Origin of the sequence: Microbacterium sp. NPDC059771 (assembly GCF_042732495.1) — a bacterium.
GTDB lineage: Bacteria > Actinomycetota > Actinomycetes > Actinomycetales > Microbacteriaceae > Microbacterium > Microbacterium sufflavum.
In genome coordinates this window covers 2,253,199-2,271,011 of the sequence record NZ_JBHWHK010000001.1, presented here as the reverse complement: position 1 = coordinate 2,271,011, position 17,813 = coordinate 2,253,199, and the positions used below count along the sequence as shown (strand labels likewise).

Below are 17,813 nucleotides of genomic sequence, written 5' to 3'. Positions count from 1 at the left end.
TTCCCCCGATACCTCTGTGCGCCCAATGGCTGGTGCGTGCACCTGAGAAAGGCGCTTCCCCATGCCCATGGAATTCGTGCTCTTCGGCCTTCTGGCCGTGCTCCTGATCTTCATGATCTTCAACACGCGCAAGCGGACGAGGCAGATGAAGGCCGAGCAGGAGGAGAAGGCCACCAAGACGGTTCCCGGCGCGAAGGTCCTGCTGCAGGGCGGCATTTACGGCACGATCGTGGCGTTCGACCCGGACGACCTGGACGCGCCGGCCCTCGTGGAGATCGCTCCGGGCACCGTCATCGAGGTGCACAGCCAGGCGATCCTCCGCATCGTCGAGCCGAAGGACGCTATCGTTGAGGCGCCCGTGGACGGCGTGGATGACCGCATCGTCGACGAGCCCGCCGCCCCCACGACGGAGACGCCGGAGGAGACCCGCGCCCGTCTCGAACGGGACGCCGACGACAAGTAAGACAGCGGCCGTCGTGGCCGCTCGGATCATCGTCCTCCCAGAAAGCTGAACACACGTGGCTTCATCTTCACCTGTCCGTCACGCCTGGCGGGTCCTCCTCGGCCTGCTCCTCGTGACGGGCGTGCTCTTCGGCATCAACGCGCTGGGTGTGTACGTCTTCAAGCAGAGTTCGTGGGCGCCGGAACTAGCGCTCGACCTGCAGGGCGGCACGCAGATCATCCTCAGCGCCGAGACCGAGGACGGCGCAGCGCCGTCACAGGAGCAGCTCGACCAGGCCGCGGCGATCATCCGCCAGCGCGTGGATGCCTCGGGTGTCGCCGAGGCCGACATCACCACGGAGGGCGGGCGCAACATCGTCGTCCAGATCCCGGGTGAGGCCGACGAGCAGACCAGGGAGCGCATCCAGTCCAGCGCACAGCTCGAGTTCCGTCCGGTCCTGTACACGACCGCGGCGAGCACCGAGTTCGTGGGCGACGACGGCAACTCCACGCCGTTCCCGAGCCCCGACCCCGGCCTGAACGCCACTCCGACGGCGGAGCCGACCGACGCGAGCGATCTGTCGTGGGTGACCGAGAAGCTGGCCGCGGAGTTCCAGGCCTACGACTGCGCCAACCCCGACAACGATCCGTCGCGTGCGCCGAAGGACGAGCCGGTCATCGCCTGCTCCCCGGACGACACCCAGAAGTTCCTCCTCGGCCCGATGGAGCTCGACGGACGCGCGATCACCGACGCGTCGGCAGGCCGCGACCCCAAGAGCGGCGCCTGGATCGTGCAGCTCACGATGAACGGCGATGGCGCGGACGCGTTCGGCAAGGTCAGCACGCGCCTCAACCAGAACCGCATCGACGGTCTGTCGCCCCGCGACCAGTTCGCGTTCGTGCTCGACGGCGACGTGATCAGTGCGCCGCGGATGAACGGCGTGATCCTCGACGGCCGTCCCAGCATCTCCGGCAGCTTCACTCAGGAGAGCGCGACGACGCTCGCGGATCAGCTCAAGTTCGGTGCGCTGCCGTTGAGCTTCGAGGTGCAGAGCTCCGACACGATCTCCGCGACCCTCGGCACCCAGCAGCTCCAGATCGGGCTCATCGCGGGTCTGATCGGTCTGGCGCTGGTCGCGGTCTACTCCTTGCTGTCGTACCGCGCTCTCGGGACGGTGATCATCGCGTCGATCGCGGTGATGGCGGTGCTGACGTACATCGTGATCTGCATCCTCGCGTGGCGCATCGGGTTCCGCCTGTCGCTCGCGGGCGTCGCGGGTCTGATCGTGTCGATCGGTTTCACGGCCGACTCGTTCATCGTCTACTTCGAGCGGATCCGAGACGAGCTGCGCGACGGCAAGTCGATCACGGCGGCGGTCGAGGACGGATGGGGTCGCGCGAAGCGCACGATCTACATCTCGAAGTCGATCAACATCCTCGCGGCCGTCGTGCTCTACATCCTCGCGGACTCCACGGTGAAGGGCTTCGCGTTCACGCTCGGCCTGACCACCGTCATCGACGTGATGATCTTCGTCATCTTCACTCACCCGGTGATGCAGCTCCTCGCGCGGACGCGCTTCTTCGGCGGCGGCCACAAGCTCTCCGGGCTCGACCCGGCGGCACTCGGCGCCGTGTACCGGAGCCGGTCGCAGTACCGCGAGGTGGCGACGGCATCGGCAGGTCGCGGCGCGAAGAACGCGCGCTCACGCGGTGAGGCGGACCGCCGTCAGACCATCGCAGAGCGCAAGCGTGCCGAGGCCCTCGCCGCGGAGAAACAGACCAAGGGCGGAAGCGAGGGAGACGCCTGATGGCTTCCATGAACGAGTTCGGTAACAACCTCTACACGGGAAAGACCTCCTTCCCGTTCGTCGGACGCCGTCGGCTGTGGTTCATCATCGCGATCGCGCTGGTCGTGGGGTCCGCGCTCGTGCCGCTGTTCCGTCCCATCCAGTTCTCGATCGAGTTCACGGGCGGGTCGCAGTTCACGGTGAACGCCCCGGCCACGCTGAATCAGGACACCGCGAGCGAGGCCGTGCAGTCCGTGGTGCCCGGCGCCGCGACCAAGGTCGTCATCGTGAACGACCAGGACATCCGGGTCCAGACCGACCAGATGACGGCGGCGGAGACGCAGCAGGTCGCCGGCGCTCTCGCCGACGCGTACGAGGTGGAGCCCGACGCGGTGACCTCCTCGTTCATCGGTCCCGCGTGGGGTGAGAGCGTGACGCGGCAGTCCCTGTGGGGTCTGGCGATCTTCCTCGCGCTGACCTTCCTGATCCTGGCGATCTACTTCCGCACCTGGAAGATGTCGGCCGCAGCGATCATCGGGCTGCTCGACGTGCTCGTGATCACGGTGGGCGTGTACGCCCTGGCCGGTTTCGAGATCTCCCCGGCGGCGGTGATCGGGTTCCTCACGATCCTGGCGTACTCGCTCTACGACACCACCGTGGTGTTCGACAAGATCCGGGAGAACACGACGGAGGACGGGGAGAAGACCGCGCGCCTGTTCGGCGAGTCGGTCAACCTCGCGGTGAACCAGACGCTGATCCGATCGATCAACACCTCGGTCGTGGCGGCGCTCCCGGTGGGCGCGATCCTGTTCATCGGTGCGTTCTGGCTGGGTGCGGAGACGCTGACCGACATCTCGCTCTCGATCTTCGTCGGCATCCTCGTGGCGACCTACTCGACGCTGTTCGTCGCGGCACCCCTCTACTCGCTGTTCCGCGAGAACGAGCCGCAGATCAAGGAGCGCGACGCCCGCATCCGTGCGGCGCGCGAGAAGGCGGCCGTCGAGGCCTGACGCCCCCGCTGCGCGGGGCTCGCCCCCTCTCAGCACGCGTAGGATTGTCTGATTCGGAGGTGAGTGGATGGCGGAGCCGCAGACGGCGTCGCAGGGTTCGAGTCTGCGACGGCTCGTGCCCCGCATCTTCTCTCGCGCGTCCCGCATCAACGATCTCGACAACCTGATCCGCACGGTCAGGGCGAATCATCCCAAGGGCGACTTCTCCGTCATCTCCCGGGCCTACGCGGTCGCGAAGGAGAAGCACGAGGGGCAGAAGCGGCAGAGCGGCGAGCCGTACATCACGCACCCGCTGGCCGTCGCGCAGATCCTCGCCGAGCTCGGCCTGGGCCCGCGCGCGATCGCCGCGGCCCTCCTGCACGACACCGTCGAGGACACCGGTTACGCGCTGACCGACCTGACCGCTGAATTCGGCGACGAGGTCGCGATGCTGGTCGACGGCGTCACGAAGCTCGACAAGGTCAAGTACGGCGAGAGTGCGCAGGCGGAGACGGTCCGCAAGATGATCGTGGCGATGTCGAAGGACATCCGCGTGCTGCTGATCAAGCTCGCCGACCGCCTGCACAACGCCCGCACGTGGGGCTTCGTACCGCCCGAGAAGGCGGCGAAGAAGGCGAAGGAGACGCTGGAGATCTATGCGCCTCTGGCCAACCGCCTCGGTATCCAGGCCATCAAGTCGGAGCTGGAAGACCTCTCGTTCGCGGTGCTGCACCCGAAGATCTACAACGAGATCCACAGCCTGATCGCCCAGCGCACACCGCAGCGGGAGAAGTACCTCGGCCAGGTGATCGAGGAGATCGACGAGGACCTGCGGGATCTGCGGATCCGTGGCAAGGTCGTCGGCCGGCCGAAGCAGCTCTACTCCGTCTACCAGAAGATGGTGATCCGGGGGCGCGAGTTCGACGACATCTACGACCTCATCGGCATCCGCGTGCTGGTGTCGTCGGTGCGCGACTGCTACGCGGTGCTCGGCGCGATCCACGCGCGCTGGACGCCGTTGCCCGGCCGCTTCAAGGACTACATCGCCACCCCGAAGTTCAACCTCTATCAGTCGCTGCACACGACCGTGATCGGCCCGGCCGGACGCACGGTGGAGATCCAGATCCGCACGCACGAGATGCACCAGCAGGCGGAGTACGGCGTCGCGGCGCACTGGATGTACAAGGAGCGGATGAACGGCGGCGGCAAGGCCGAGGTCCGCGCCTCCGACACCGACATGGCGTGGCTCGCGCACATCTCCGACTGGCAGGCCGAGACCGCGGACCCCGGCGAGTTCCTCGACTCGCTGCGCTTCGAGATCGGAGCCAAGGAGGTCTACGTCTTCACGCCGAAGGGACGGGTCATCGGCCTTCCCGCCGGCGCGACGCCCGTCGACTTCGCCTACGCCGTGCACACCGAGATCGGCCATCGCACGATGGGCGCCAAGGTCAACGGCCGCCTCGTGCCGCTCGAGTCGGAGCTCAAGAGCGGCGACGTCGTCGAGGTGTTCACGTCGAAGAACCCCGACGCCGGCCCCAGCCAGGACTGGCTCGGCTTCGTCAAGAGCACGCGGGCGCGGAACAAGATCCGCGGCTGGTTCACGAAGGAGCGTCGCGAGGAGGCGATCGAGCAGGGCAAGGAGGCGATCGCCCGGGCGATGCGCCGACAGAACCTGCCGCTGCAGCGCCTGATGAACCAGGACTCGTTCACCGAGGTCGCGCATCAGCTGCACTACGAAGACGTGTCCGGGCTCTACGCGGCTGTCGGCGAGGGACACGTGTCCACGCAGTCCGTGCTCGAGAAGGTCACCGCCCTGGTGGCGGCGAACGACACGACGACCGGGGCGATCGATCTGCCGGGCAGCGTGCAGACCAGGGAGCCGCGCGGCGGCGACTCCGGGGTGCTCGTGCGCGGTGCGAACGACATCCTCGTCAAGCTCGCCAAGTGCTGCACCCCCGTGCCGGGGGACCCGATCGTGGGCTTCGTCACGCGGGGGAGCGGCGTCTCGGTCCACCGTGCCGACTGCGTCAACGTCAAGGCGCTGAGCGGCGAGCAGGACCGCTTCGTCGAGGTCTCCTGGGCACCGACCACCAAGAGCGTGTTCCGCGTGCAGATCCAGGTTGAGGCGCTCGACCGGTCCGGGCTCCTGTCGGATGTCACTCGAGTGCTGAGCGAGCACCACGTCAACATCCTGTCCGCCACGGTCAGCACGACCGATGAGCGCCTGGCGCTGAGCCGCTTCGTGTTCGAGATGGGCGACGCCGTGCACCTGGACCGCGTGCTGAACGCCGTGCGGCGCATCGACGCGGTGTACGACGTCTACCGCGTCACCTCGTCCTGAGCGCGACCCGCTCGAGGGCGGCGATGCCGACGCGGCTCCCCGGCACACGGCTGGTCCCGCGCAGCTCGACGAGGGCTTGTGCGGTCACCGCCGGGCAGGCGACGGCGAGGGCATCCATCCAGGGAAGCACGCGGGGGTCGCGATGCAGGCTCGTCGCCAGGTCGACCATCGTCCGCGCGGGCGTCGACACGGCGACGCCACCGATCACGACGACGTCTGCGGCGGCGAGCACGGTGTCGTGGAAGACCAGGCGGGCACTCGTACGCGGGCGCACGCGACGCTCGACGCACCGCTTCACGTGATGCACGGGCGGCGGTGCGTCTCCGGCGCCGTGGATCCATGCGGCGGTCGGGCCGCAGGCCGCGGCGCCGTCCTGCACGAGAGGCCCGATCGACGCGGCACGCACGTCCGCACCCTCGATGAGGTCGGCCGGGATGTACGCCTCGCCGAGGTCGACGACGTGGCCGTCGAGTCGAGCGGCGGCGAGCTCCGGCAGACTCAGCCGCGCGCCGGGCAGATACAGAAGAGCGGGATGCATCACGCCAGTGTGGCGCAGCGCATCCCGCTCCTGTGGCGGTCGTCGCGGGTTGTGGAAAGCGTCAGCCGCCCAGGGCGTTGAGCCAGGCGCGGCGGGCTTCGAGCGCGTCAGCCGCGGTCTTGGCGGCCTTGGTGTCGCCCGACTTCTCCGCGACCGCCAGCTCGGCCTCGAGCTTCTCGATGGCCTCGTGCAGCTGCGAGCTCATGTCGTTCGCGCGCGCCTTGGTCTCGGGGTTGTTCTTCTTCCAGTCGACGTCCTCGCGGGCCTTGAGCGCCTGCTCGATCACCCGGAGCTTGTCGTCGAGAGCGCGCTCCTTCTCGCGCGGGAAGATGCGGCCCACCTCGTCCCACTCGCGCTGGATGCGGGTGAGCAGTGCCCGCGCACGCTTGATGTTCGACTCGTCGGTCACGGCCTTCGCCTGTTCCAGAAGAGCCTGCCGTGCCTCGATCCGGGGCGCGGAGTCTGCCTCTTCCGCGGCGGCCTGCTCAGCCCGCGCGGCGTACAGCGCATCGCCGGCCGCCTTGAACCGCGCCCAGAGCGCGTCGTCGGCCTTGCGCCCGGCACGGCCGGCGGCCTTCCACTCGTCGAGCAGGGTGCGGTACGCGGGGATGCCGTCGACGCCGCGGGGAGCGAGAGCCTCGGCGCGCTCGACCAGCCGCGACTTGGCGTCGCGTGCAGCCTTGTGCGTCTCGTCGAGCTCGGAGTAGAAGGCGCGCCGGTGCTTGTCGACCACCGAGCGGGCGTCACGGAACCGCTTCCAGAGCTGCTGCGACACGCTCTTCGACAGGCGCGGACCGTTCTGCTGCTGTGCCTGCCACGACTCGAACAGCTCGTTGAGCTCGGCCGTGACCTGCTTCCACTGCACCTTGCTGAGGTCGCGGGCGGCGATGGCCTCGGCGCGCTCCACCAGGGCCGTGCGCTCCGCGACCGCCTGCTCCACGAGCGCCCTGGCCTGCTGAGCCTCCTGCTCCGTCGCCTCCGAGAGCGAGGCGGTCAGGGCGTTCAGCCGGTCGCGCAGGCCCGCGAGGTCGCCGACCGCTGCGGCATCCGTCGCCTCGGCGATGAGGTGCGAGGCCTGCTTCGCGAGGTCGCTCGCCGAGGCGCCGCCGGCCTGATGGCGCTGCTCGAGCGCGTGCACCTTGAAGGCGATGTCGTCGTACTTGCGCACGAAGTAGGCGAGGGCCTCTTCCGGGGTGCCGTCGGGATACTGGCCGACCACCCGCCACGACTCGCCCTCGCGGACCTCGACCGTGCCATCGTCGGAGACGCGACCCCATTCGAGCGCCGAGGCGGAGGGCGCGGGCGTCGCCGGTGCGGCGGGCGCGACCGCGGCGGGCGTCGGGGCCTTCCGGGGCATGGGCACGGCGGGCGGTGCGGGGATGGGCGGGGTCGGCTTCGAGGGCTCGGTGGCAGACACGGTGATTCTCCTTGCGCGGTCGGGCCGCGGGAGGCGGAAAGGACGAGGCTCAGCCTAGTACGACCCGCGCTGCGGGGTGAGGCCGAAGGCGCGTTATCGATTTGTGAGGAGAACGTTCGACGCGCGAAACACGCGACGTCATCTCCGGGTAACACGGCGCTCCTATCGTCGTCCCACGACGGTCCGCAGGTCGACAGGAGGTCCATGGACGACAGCGCATCCCGGAGGACGGAGGTCCTGATCGTCGGCGCGGGGCCCGCGGCGCACGCGTTCGTGGCGCACCTCCTGGGCGATCCCTGCGACGACATTCGGGTCACGGTGATCGGCGACGAGGGGCGCCTGCCGTACGACCGCACCCGGTTGTACCGACTCGTCCGGGGGGATGACCCCGCTGACCTGGACCTCGACCGAGGGGTGTTCCGCGACGACCGCGTGCGCCTGATCCGGGATGATCGGGTGCGGAAGATCGACCGGAAGCTCCGCCGCGTCCGCACCCGCTCCGGGCGCGTGTACATGTACGACGTGCTCGTCCTCGCGACCGGGCGGCACCCGGTTCGTCCGACGCTCGACGGGGCCGGACTGCCCGGGTGCTTCACGTTCCAGTCCGCCGCGGATGCGTCGGCGCTGCGGGCCCATGTGCACGCGCCGCGCGGCGAGCAGTGGCGGCGTCCGCGCGCGACGGTCGTCGGTGACGGGCCGGGCGGGTTCGCCGCCGCGCTCGCGCTCGCGGAGAGCGGAGTCGAGGTCGCGGCCGTGCACGAACGAGGAGACCACGCGGATCCGGGTCGTCGCACCTCGGCGGCAGTCGACGCACTCCTGCGGGAGCGCGGGATCGCGGTGCGGAGGTCGACGCGCGTCACCCGCATCGATGCGGACGAGTCCGGCGCGGTCGCGAGCATCGAATTCCACGACGGTTCCTTCGCCCGGACGGATGCGGTCGTGTTCGCGCCCGCGGTGCGCCCGCGTGACGAGCTCGCGCGGAACGCGGGGCTCACCGTGGTGCCGGGCGGCGGCGTGCTCGTCGACGCCGACGGTCGCACGAGTGATCCGCACATCCTGGCCGTGGGGAGCGTCGCTGTCGCGGCGGACGACGAGGCGGGCCCGCGGGCACCGGGCGGTGGCGGGCGCGTGGCGGACAGGATGCGGGAGGCCGTGGCGACGACACGGACGCGGTGGCTGACGACGATCGTGCGTGCGGGAGGCGTCGAGTTCACGGATCTCCGGTCGTCGCCGGACGGCGAAACCGTCGGAGTCGTCGTCCCCCTGGCGGACGCGCCGGGACGGATCGCGGGCGACCTCCTCCTCTCGGAGGACGGACGAGTCCTGCTCGGTGCGACGGTGATCGGCGACGAGGACCGGCTCGCGGCCCTCCGCGCGGCCGCGGATGACGGCGCCAGGGCGCGGGCGGTGTCCGAGCTGCTTCGCGAGCACGAGAGCGCTGTGACCTGCGGTCATGCGTTGCTCACGGGGCCATCCCCGGTCACGGCGGTGACGGAGCGACGAGAGCACGGCCTCACCCGCAACCCGTGCTCCTCCGCCAGCCGTCCGATGAGGACGAGCTGGGCGCCGGACAGCTCCCCCGCGACAGCGAGGGTCACGCCGAGCACGGTCTCCCTGGTACGGGGGCGTCCGACCGGGCCCCGCTCGGGGACACCCCGTCGCCCTGAGCCGATCGCAACCGCTCCGGCGCGCGCGATGAGGCGCCGCGCGACCGCCCGTGCGCAGAACGCGCACTCCGCGCTTTCGGGGAACTCCGCGAGGCCGCTCAGGAGTCGGAGGGAAGGGGGGACTCGGACGGCACCGGGGAGTCGGAGGGGGAGATCGTGGGACTCGGCGTCGGTTCGGGGGCGGTCACCTGCGCGTGCACGACCTGGCTCCCGATCGCGGCGACGACGACGAGACCGCCGACGATCACCGCGACGGTGTTGTCGCGGCGACGGCGGCGGATCTGGTCCTCGTGCCAGCGCGTGCGCGCGGCATGCAGTCGTGCGCGCTCCGCCTCGGTGCGCGACTGTGCCTTCTTGGAACCGCGTGCCGCCATGCCCGATATCTCCATCCCGACGCCCGTCCGCGGCGTCGCCTGAGAGCCTACCGTCGCCCACGGGCGGCTTCCGTCGCCACGGTGTCGGCGCCCGCCGTTAGCCTGGAGGGGTGACTTCTCCTGCCGCGCTGCTCTCCGGGCAGACGCCTCTCGCCGTGCGCATGCGCCCGGTCTCGCTCGATGAGGTCGCGGGACAGCGTCACCTGCTGCGGGCGGGATCCCCGATCGTGGCTCTCGCCGATCCCGAGGCGGCAGCGCCCGGGGCCGTGTCGATCATCCTGTGGGGGCCTCCCGGCACGGGGAAGACCACGCTGGCGCAGGCCATCGCGCGCTCCTCCGGTCGACGGTTCGTCGAACTGTCGGCGATCACGGCCGGGGTGAAGGACGTTCGCGAGGTGATGCAGGAGGCGATCACGCAGCGTGACCTGTACGGCCAGACGACCATCCTCTTCCTCGACGAGATCCACCGCTTCACGAAGGCGCAGCAGGATGCGCTGCTGCCCGGAGTGGAGAACGGCTGGGTCATCCTGATCGCGGCGACCACCGAGAATCCGTCGTTCTCCGTGATCTCCCCGCTGCTGTCGCGGTCGCTGCTGCTCACGCTGCAGCCACTGACGGACGACGACATCGGTCTGCTCGTCGACCGCGCCGTGACGGATGCGCGCGGGCTCAAGGGTGCCGTGGTGCTCGACGACGAGGCGCGCACGGCTCTCGTGCGACTGGCGTCGGGTGATGCGCGGCGCGCGCTCACGGGGCTCGAGGCCGCGGCCGCGGTCGCGCTGTCCCATGCCGCCGCGGTCGAGGACGGCGACACCGCATCGGACGGCGTCCCCGCGGTGACGGCGGACGATGTGGCGCAGGCGGTGGACAAGGCGCTGCTCCGCTACGACCGTCAGGGCGACGAGCACTACGACGTGATCAGCGCGTTCATCAAGTCGATCCGCGGATCCGATCCCGACGCCGCACTCCACTACCTGGCGCGCATGATCGAGGCGGGGGAGGACCCGCGCTTCATCGCTCGGCGCCTGGTGATCTCGGCGTCGGAGGACGTGGGTCTCGCCGATCCCCAGGCGCTCGGCATCGCAGTCGCTGCTGCGGACGCCGTCGCCTTCATCGGCATGCCGGAGGGGCGCATCCCGCTCGCCGAGGCCACGGTGTACCTCGCCACGACGGCGAAGTCCAATGCCGCGTACGTCGGCATCGACGCCGCGATCGCCGACATCCGCGCGGGCGGCTTCGGCCGGGTGCCGCTCCACCTCCGCGACGCCCACTATCCGGGGGCGAAGAGGCTCGGCCACGGCCGCGGTTACGTCTACTCGCACGACAGCGAATACGGGATCGTGCCGCAGCAGTACCTGCCGGACGAGTTGGACGGACGTCACTACTACGAGCCGAAGAACCTCGGTGCGGAACGCGACATCGGTGCGCGGCTGGAGCGCATCCGACGCATCCTCGGCGACCGCTGACAGACCGGTCGGTCGGCGCGGCGTCGTCTGTTAGACTTGAGCGGCTCGAAACCGAGTTTTCGGGCATCTCCGCGTTCACACCACACCTCGACGGCGCCCCGGCGTGCGCTCCGAGGCAGAGCGCGGACGATACGTCCGTCGGACGTGAAATCCACGTCCACGTCATCGGAAGGAACACTTCGTGACCACGAAGTCCCAGGACCGCCGCAAGGTGCGTCTCAGCCGTGCCCTCGGCATCCCGCTCACCCCGAAGGCCGCCCGCTACCTCGAGAAGCGTCCCTACGCTCCGGGCGAGCACGGCCGCACCAAGCGCAAGGCCGACAGCGACTACGCCGTCCGTCTGCGCGAGAAGCAGCGTCTGCGCGAGCAGTACGGCATCCGCGAGAAGCAGATGCGCAACACGTTCAACGAGGCTCGTCGTCAGGACGGCCTGACCGGTGAGAACCTGGTCGAGCTCCTCGAGATGCGTCTCGACGCTCTCGTGCTGCGGTCGGGTTTCGCCCGCACCACGGCTCAGGCTCGCCAGCTCGTCGTGCACCGTCACATCCTCGTCGACGGCCAGCTCGTCGACCGCCCGTCGTTCCGCGTGAAGCCGGGTCAGCTCATCCACGTCAAGGCCAAGAGCGAGGGCACCGAGCCCTTCCAGGTGGCGGCAGCCGGCGGTCACGCCGAGGTGCTTCCTCCCGTTCCCGGCTACCTCGAGGTCGAGCTCGACAAGCTCCAGGCCCGCCTGGTCCGTCGCCCGAAGCGCGCCGAGGTCCCCGTGACCTGTGAAGTGCAGCTCGTCGTCGAGTACTACGCGGCTCGCTGATCCAGCGATCGAGCATCAGGCAGGAGGCGTCGGGGATTCCCGACGCCTCCTGTCGTTTCCGCCTACGATGGAGAGACCGCGCCTTCGCGGCTCTCAGGCAAGGATGACGACATGAAGACTGTGCTGTGGTTCCTCATCGGCGTGATCGGCGGCTTCGTCGCGGCTCACTTCATGAACAAGGACCCGCGCGGCCATGACATCCTCGCCGACGTCGACGCCCGCATCAACGGCTTCACCGCCGCGCTCGGCGACGCGTATCGCGCCCAGGAGGCGCGGCTCACCGAGCCGGGCGAGAACTGAACCACCGCAGCCGCGCATCGACGCGCTCCCTCACACAAGGACAACCGGGACCTATGAACACTGCGGAAATCGCGCAGCGCTATCTCTCCTACTTCGAGAAGAACGATCACCTCATCGTCCCCTCGGCCTCCCTCGTCAGCGACGACCCGTCGCTGCTCTTCACGGTCGCCGGCATGGTCCCGATGATCCCGTACCTCACGGGCGTGGTCCCCGCTCCGCATCCGCGCATCGCCGACGTGCAGAAGTGCATCCGCACCAACGACATCGAGGAGGTCGGACGCACGGCGCGTCACGGCACGTTCTTCCAGATGCTCGGCAACTGGTCGTTCGGCGACTACTTCAAAGAGGGCGCGATCCGCTACGCGTGGGAGCTGCTCACGACCTCCGAATCCGACGGCGGGCTGGGCTTCGACGAGAAGGACCTGTGGGTCACGGTCTACGAGACCGACGATGAGGCGGAGGCCATCTGGCGCGACATCATCGGGCTGAAGCCGGAGCGCATCCAGCGCCTCGGCCGCGCGGACAACTACTGGAACACCGGGCAGCCCGGCCCCGGCGGACCCGACTCCGAGATCTTCTTCGACCGTGGCCCGTCCTACGGCAAGGACGGCGGTCCGGCGGCGGACGACAACCGGTTCATGGAGCTGTGGAACCTCGTGTTCATGCAGGACTTCCTCGAGAACATCCGGAGCAAGACCGAGTTCGACATCGTGGGCGAGCTGCCGATGAAGAACATCGACACCGGCATGGGCCTCGAGCGCGTCGCCTTCCTCAAGCAGGGCGTCGAGAACATGTACGAGATCGACCAGGTGCGGCCCGTGCTGGACCGCGCCGTCGAGCTCTCCGGACGCCGCTACGGAGCCGTGCACGAGGACGATGTGCGCTTCCGCGTGATCGCCGATCACGTGCGCTCCTCGCTGATGCTGCTGTCCGACGGGGTGCGTCCGTCGAACGAGGGCCGCGGATACATCCTGCGCCGCCTGATGCGGCGGACCGTGCGGGCGATGCGTCTGCTGGGCGTCGACGAGCCGGCCTTCCCCGAGCTCTTCTCCGCGTCGCGGGACGCGATGAAGTCGGCCTATCCCGAGCTCGAGCGCGACTGGTCGGTGCTGTCCTCGGCCGCCTTCGCCGAGGAGGAGACCTTCCGGCGCACCCTCGCCCAGGGCTCGACCATCCTCGACCTCGCCGTGGACGACACGAAGAAGAGCGGCGGGACGACCCTGAGCGGCTCCGAGGCCTTCCTGCTGCACGACACATACGGCTTCCCGATCGACCTCACCCTCGAGGTCGCCGAGGAGGCCGGGCTCGACGTCGACCGTGCCGCGTTCGACGCGCTCATGCAGGAGCAGCGTCAGCGCGCCAAGGACGACGCGCGCAACCGCAAGCGGCAGCTCGCCGACGTGTCGGTCTACCGCGACCTGCGGGCGCTCGGCGAGACCGGTTTCGACGGCTATACGGCCCTCGAGGTCGACTCGCGGGTGCTCGGCATCCTGGTCGACGGTGCCTCCGTGCGCAGCGCCGCGGAGGGACAGATCGCCGAGGTCGTGCTGGCGGAGACGACGCTGTATGCGGAGTCCGGCGGCCAGGTCGCCGACAAGGGCACGATCGTGGGCCCTGGCTACGAGCTCGAGGTGCTCGATGTGCAGCGCCCCGTCCCCGGGCTGATCAGTCACACCGTCGAGGTGACGCGGGGGAGCGTGGCGGTGGATGACGCGGCCACGACCATCGTCGACGCGGCCAACCGTCGTGCGGCGCGGCAGGCGCACTCGGCGACCCACCTGGTGCACGCCGCTCTGCGCGACACGCTGGGCCCGACCGCGACCCAGTCGGGCTCGCTGAACCGTGCGGGCTATATGCGATTCGACTTCGCGTGGTCGCAGGCGCTGTCGGGAGAGACGCGCTCGGAGATCGAGGAGATCACGAACCGCGCCGTGCAGGACGCCCTCGAGGTGACGACGCGCATCGTGACGCTCGACGAGGCCAAGGACGCCGGGGCGATGGCTCTGTTCGGCGAGAAGTACGGCGATGTCGTGCGCATGGTCGACATCGGCGGCCCCTGGTCGCGTGAGCTCTGTGCGGGCACGCACGTGTCGACGAGCGCCGAGATCGGGCTGGTCAGCGTGGTCGGCGAGTCGTCCGTCGGGGCATCGAACCGCCGTATCGAGGCTCTCGTCGGTGCCGACGCGTTCCGCGAGCTGGCCGCCGAGCGCGCGCTGGTCTCGCAGCTGACCGCGTCGCTCAAGACTCCGCGCGAGCAGCTGCCGGAGCGGATCGCCGATCTCGCCGCGAGCCTCAAGGCCGCCGAGAAGCGCATCGCGCAGTTCGAGGCCAAGGAGCGGGCGGGGCAGATCCCCGCGATCGCGGAGGCCGCGTCCCGCATCGGCGCGTTCCGCGTGGCCGCACAGTCGCTCGGTGAGGTGGCCTCGGCGGACGACGTGCGCGATCTGGTCAACGGCGTCCGTGAGCGGCTGGGGTCGGAGGCCGCAGTGGTCGCCCTCGGCGCGATCGTCAATGGCCGGCCGGTCGTGGTCGTCGCCACGAACGAAGCGGCGCGTTCGGCGGGCGCGAAGGCGGGTGCGCTCGCGAAGCGCGCAGCCGGCGTGCTCGGCGGTGGCGGCGGCGGGCGCGACGACCTCGCCCAGGGCGGCGGCACCGACGGTGCGGCGCTTCCGGCAGCGCTGGAGGCCATCGCACAGGAGCTCCGCGGAGCGTGACCGGCTTCCGTCGCGGAGTGCGGCTCGGCGTCGACGTGGGACGCGCCAGGGTGGGCGTGGCACGGTGCGATCCGGACGGCATGCTGGCCGTCCCGGTCGAGACCGTGCCGCGCGACGATGCGGCGATCACGCGACTCGTGGCGATCGCCGCGGAGTACGAACCGCTGGAGTTCGTGGTCGGGCTGCCGGTGAATCTGCAGGGCGCGGACACCCCGTCCACCACGGATGCGCGGGAGTTCGCAGCGCTGTTGCAGCGCGAGAGCGGTGTGCCGGTGCGGCTCATCGACGAGCGTCTGAGCACGGTGTCCGCACACGCGGCATTGCGGAGTTCCGGGCGTTCCCAGAAGAACTCTCGTAGCATTGTGGATCAGGTCGCCGCGGTGGTTCTGCTGCAGCAGGCGATCGACACGGAGAAGAGCACCGGAAACCCGGCCGGTGCACCGGTCCCCGTCGATGAGGAGCCCGCCTGATCATGTCCGAACGCGATAGCGCTTCGCCACCGCACGACACCGACGCGCGCTTGGGCGACCTCTTCGAGAACCTGCCGGCCCCGGCGCCGCAGGTCCCGACGGCCGACACGAGCGGACCCGTGCCAGGCTCGCGCCGCGCCGCTCGTGAGGCCGCGCGGCGAGCCGCTCGTCAGCAGCAGGCGGGGGAGCCGTCGCTCGACCAGTCCGGTACCGCGCCCGCGCCCGCTGCGTCCGGGTCCGCTGACTCCGCGTCGGACGCGCGCCCCGCACGGGTCGCGCCGCGTGCGGAGGATCGGGCATCGGCCGCCGCCGAACCCGTGTCCGCGGCAGAGCCGTCCCGTGCTCCGGAGACGACGGCCGTCCCCATCGCCCGTGGCTCGCGTGAGACGTTCATCGAGCACGACGCGGATGCGACGCGGCCGCTGCCCCGTGTCTCCGCACCGACAGCCGCCTCGACCGCGCGGACCTCTCCCGACGAGCCCGCCGTCGGCGGCGGGCTCGACGACCTGTTCGTGTCGGGTGACGACGACCACCGCGGGCCGGGCGCGCCGAAGAAGAAGCGCCGCAAGGGCTGCCTGATCGCCCTCATCGTCGTCCTCGCGATCATCGGCGGCATCGTGGCCGGCGGCGCCTGGGCGTGGAGCACCTACGGTGATCGGATCAGCGACGCCATGGGCTGGGGAGACGCGAAGGACTGGGAGCCGGGGCTCGCGACCGGCGAGGTGTATGTCACCATCAAGTCGGGAGACACCGGCCAGCCGGTCTCGGCAGCGCTCCACGAGGCGGGCGTGACCAAGACCGCCGATGTCTTCTACGACTACCTCATCGACGAGGGCATCGCCGTCACGTTCTATCCCGGCGTCTACCGCCTGCAGAAGAAGATGACGGCCGAGGCCGCCCTCGCCGCCCTCCAGGACAAGGAGAACAAGCTCGAGAACACCGTCTCGGTGTCGGAGGGCGGCACGATCAAGTCCTCGCTCCCGGCGATGGCGGAGACGCTCGGGCTGCCGCTCGCGGACTTCGAGGCCGCGGTCGCCGATCCGTCCGTCTACGGCGTCCAGGCGCAGAGCCTGGAGGGGTGGCTGTTCCCCGCCGTGTACACGTTCGATCCCGGCGTCACGGCGACGCAGGCCATCCAGCAGATGGTGGATCGTACGCGGGAGGCGCTCGACGCGGCCGGCGTGCCCGCGGACGACGCGCAGCGCGTGCTCACGATCGCCTCGATCATCCAGCGCGAGGGTCGCACGGACGACTTCGCCAAGGTGTCGCGTGTGATCGAGAACCGCCTGGTGATCGACATGAAGCTGCAGATGGACTCGACCGCGCAGTACGGCTACGGCTCGCTGCACGAGGGCGTGGTGTCGAGCTCCGCAGAAGCGCTCGAGGACCCGAACCCCTGGAACACCTACGTGAACACCGGGCTGCCGGTCACACCGATCGCGAGTCCGAGCGAGGCGGCCATCAAGGCGGCCATGCAGCCCGCCGACGGTCCATGGCTGTACTTCGTCACGGTGAACCTCTCCACCGGGGAGACGCAGTTCTCGGAGACGCTCGCCGAACACGAGCAGGGCGTGGAGAAGTGGCGCGAGTGGTGCAGGGCGAACCCCGACGGGGGCTGCTGAGGCCGTGACGTCGACCCGACTCGCGGTCTGGGGCGACCCGATCGCGCACTCCCGGTCGCCCCAGCTGCATGCCGCGGCCTACCGCGTGCTGGGCCTGGACTGGGAGTACGGACGCCGGCGGGTCGCGGCCGACGAATTCGCTGCTGCCGTGCGTGGTCTCGACCCCTCGTGGCGTGGGCTGTCGCTCACGATGCCCCTGAAGGAGGAGGCGTACCGGTTCGCCGCGGCGCGCGACGCGCACGCGGAACTCACGGGCGCGGTCAACACCCTCCTCCTCGGCTCCACCCCGGCGGGCTTCAACACGGATGTGGGTGGCATCGTCGACGCGCTGGCGGAGGCGGGGATCACCACCGCGGACACCGCGCGGCTCCTGGGAGCAGGAGCCACGGCAGCCTCGGCCCTCGTGGCCCTCGCCGACATGGGGGTGTCGCGCGTGGACGTCCGGGCTCGTCGACCCGAGCGGGCATCGGGTCTGGTGGCGCTGGGGGAGCGTCTCTCGGTGGTCGTCTCGGCGCACCCGCTCGCGGACGCCGATGCCGGGTCGCGGCCGGGCCGGGTGGACCTGACCGTGGCGACGCTGCCGTCCGGCACGATCCTGCCCTCCGCGGTGACCGAGCCCCTGGCCGCTCGGGGCGGTGCGCTGTTCGATGCCGCGTACGCGCCGTGGCCATCGTCGCTCGCCGCGGCGTGGGGCGACGGCACGGTCGTGTCGGGGCTGGGGATGCTGCTGCACCAGGCTGTGCGACAGATCCGCATCTTTCACCACGGCGATCCGGCCGCGCCCCTCCCGGCCGAGACGGACGTGATCGCCGCCATGCGCGCAGCGCTCTGACCCGCGACGACACGCGGCGCGGCGGACGCGAAACGCATGGGAGA

Annotated in this window: 15 protein-coding genes and 1 pseudogene; 12 read left to right on the top strand and 4 right to left on the bottom strand. The window is 70.1% G+C overall.

The window, feature by feature from the left end:
- The first annotated feature begins 67 nt into the window (after positions 1-67).
- From yajC to ACFV3I_RS10795, 4 genes are all read left to right on the top strand, one after another.
- On the top strand, positions 68-463 hold the full coding sequence (gene yajC, locus ACFV3I_RS10810) for a preprotein translocase subunit YajC (RefSeq protein ID WP_136033701.1): 396 nt from the start codon (positions 68-70) through the stop codon (positions 461-463).
- Between the two features lie 55 nt (positions 464-518).
- Positions 519-2,249, top strand: a complete 1,731-nt coding sequence (gene secD / locus ACFV3I_RS10805; protein WP_136033641.1) for a protein translocase subunit SecD — start codon at positions 519-521, stop codon at positions 2,247-2,249.
- Complete coding sequence (gene secF / locus ACFV3I_RS10800; RefSeq protein ID WP_136033643.1) at positions 2,249-3,238, top strand: protein translocase subunit SecF; 990 nt, start codon at positions 2,249-2,251, stop codon at positions 3,236-3,238. The genes secD and secF overlap by 1 nt, the downstream gene beginning before the upstream one ends.
- A 67-nt stretch (positions 3,239-3,305) precedes the next feature.
- Positions 3,306-5,558 (top strand): bifunctional (p)ppGpp synthetase/guanosine-3',5'-bis(diphosphate) 3'-pyrophosphohydrolase, encoded by a 2,253-nt coding sequence (locus ACFV3I_RS10795; RefSeq protein ID WP_136033645.1) that lies wholly within the window; start codon positions 3,306-3,308, stop codon positions 5,556-5,558.
- Here ACFV3I_RS10795 and ACFV3I_RS10790 read toward each other — a convergent pair.
- Together ACFV3I_RS10790 and ACFV3I_RS10785 are read right to left on the bottom strand one after the other, a co-directional pair.
- Positions 5,545-6,096 (bottom strand): type IV toxin-antitoxin system AbiEi family antitoxin, encoded by a 552-nt coding sequence (locus ACFV3I_RS10790; RefSeq protein WP_136033647.1) that lies wholly within the window; start codon positions 6,094-6,096, stop codon positions 5,545-5,547. The genes ACFV3I_RS10795 and ACFV3I_RS10790 overlap by 14 nt on opposite strands.
- Positions 6,097-6,157: 61 nt before the next feature.
- Positions 6,158-7,513, bottom strand: a complete 1,356-nt coding sequence (locus ACFV3I_RS10785) for a DUF349 domain-containing protein (RefSeq protein ID WP_378803708.1) — start codon at positions 7,511-7,513, stop codon at positions 6,158-6,160.
- Positions 7,514-7,717: 204 nt separating this feature from the next.
- Between ACFV3I_RS10785 and ACFV3I_RS10780 the strand changes: the two are divergent.
- A pseudogene (locus ACFV3I_RS10780) lies at positions 7,718-8,545 on the top strand (FAD-dependent oxidoreductase); the annotation flags it as partial.
- Between the two features lie 419 nt (positions 8,546-8,964).
- On the opposite strand, the gene ACFV3I_RS10775 reads toward ACFV3I_RS10780, so the two are convergent.
- Positions 8,965-9,111 carry a hypothetical protein gene (locus ACFV3I_RS10775; protein ID WP_378822786.1) on the bottom strand — a complete coding sequence of 49 codons (147 nt, stop codon included), beginning with the start codon at positions 9,109-9,111 and terminating at the stop codon, positions 8,965-8,967.
- A 167-nt stretch (positions 9,112-9,278) separates the two neighbouring features.
- Positions 9,279-9,554, bottom strand: a complete 276-nt coding sequence (locus ACFV3I_RS10770; protein WP_378822785.1) for a hypothetical protein — start codon at positions 9,552-9,554, stop codon at positions 9,279-9,281.
- 110 nt (positions 9,555-9,664) lie between these two features.
- Between ACFV3I_RS10770 and ACFV3I_RS10765 the strand changes: the two genes are divergently transcribed.
- From ACFV3I_RS10765 to ACFV3I_RS10735, 7 genes are all read left to right on the top strand, one after another.
- Positions 9,665-11,020: a replication-associated recombination protein A gene (locus ACFV3I_RS10765; protein WP_378803706.1), complete on the top strand. Its 1,356-nt coding sequence runs from the start codon at positions 9,665-9,667 to the stop codon at positions 11,018-11,020.
- A 181-nt stretch (positions 11,021-11,201) separates the two neighbouring features.
- Positions 11,202-11,831, top strand: coding sequence for a 30S ribosomal protein S4 (gene rpsD, locus ACFV3I_RS10760; protein ID WP_136033656.1), 630 nt, complete (start codon positions 11,202-11,204; stop codon positions 11,829-11,831).
- 111 nt (positions 11,832-11,942) lie between these two features.
- Complete coding sequence (locus ACFV3I_RS10755) at positions 11,943-12,131, top strand: hypothetical protein (protein ID WP_136033658.1); 189 nt, start codon at positions 11,943-11,945, stop codon at positions 12,129-12,131.
- 53 nt (positions 12,132-12,184) lie between these two features.
- A complete protein-coding gene (gene alaS / locus ACFV3I_RS10750; protein ID WP_378822784.1) occupies positions 12,185-14,845 on the top strand; it encodes an alanine--tRNA ligase in 2,661 nt (886 codons plus the stop codon).
- Positions 14,842-15,315: a Holliday junction resolvase RuvX gene (gene ruvX, locus ACFV3I_RS10745; RefSeq protein ID WP_136033661.1), complete on the top strand. Its 474-nt coding sequence runs from the start codon at positions 14,842-14,844 to the stop codon at positions 15,313-15,315. Before alaS ends, ruvX begins: the two co-directional genes overlap by 4 nt.
- 2 nt (positions 15,316-15,317) lie before the next feature.
- Entirely contained in the window at positions 15,318-16,937 is a 1,620-nt protein-coding gene (gene mltG, locus ACFV3I_RS10740) for an endolytic transglycosylase MltG (RefSeq protein ID WP_378822783.1), read from the top strand.
- A gap of 4 nt (positions 16,938-16,941) precedes the next feature.
- Complete coding sequence (locus tag ACFV3I_RS10735; RefSeq protein WP_378803702.1) at positions 16,942-17,769, top strand: shikimate dehydrogenase family protein; 828 nt, start codon at positions 16,942-16,944, stop codon at positions 17,767-17,769.
- The last annotated feature ends 44 nt before the right edge of the window (positions 17,770-17,813 follow it).

What these genes read in the sequence shown, in the direction of transcription:
- yajC (WP_136033701.1), top strand. Translation starts at nt 68, where the DNA reads ATGGAATTCGTGCTCTTCGGCCTTCTGGCCGTGCTCCTGATCTTCATG.
- secF (WP_136033643.1), top strand. Translation starts at nt 2,249, where the DNA reads ATGGCTTCCATGAACGAGTTCGGTAACAACCTCTACACGGGAAAGACC.
- ACFV3I_RS10795 (WP_136033645.1), top strand. Translation starts at nt 3,306, where the DNA reads ATGGCGGAGCCGCAGACGGCGTCGCAGGGTTCGAGTCTGCGACGGCTC.
- ACFV3I_RS10790 (WP_136033647.1), bottom strand. Translation starts at nt 6,096, where the DNA reads ATGCATCCCGCTCTTCTGTATCTGCCCGGCGCGCGGCTGAGTCTGCCG.
- ACFV3I_RS10770 (WP_378822785.1), bottom strand. Translation starts at nt 9,554, where the DNA reads ATGGCGGCACGCGGTTCCAAGAAGGCACAGTCGCGCACCGAGGCGGAG.
- ACFV3I_RS10755 (WP_136033658.1), top strand. Translation starts at nt 11,943, where the DNA reads ATGAAGACTGTGCTGTGGTTCCTCATCGGCGTGATCGGCGGCTTCGTC.
- alaS (WP_378822784.1), top strand. Translation starts at nt 12,185, where the DNA reads ATGAACACTGCGGAAATCGCGCAGCGCTATCTCTCCTACTTCGAGAAG.
- mltG (WP_378822783.1), top strand. Translation starts at nt 15,318, where the DNA reads ATGTCCGAACGCGATAGCGCTTCGCCACCGCACGACACCGACGCGCGC.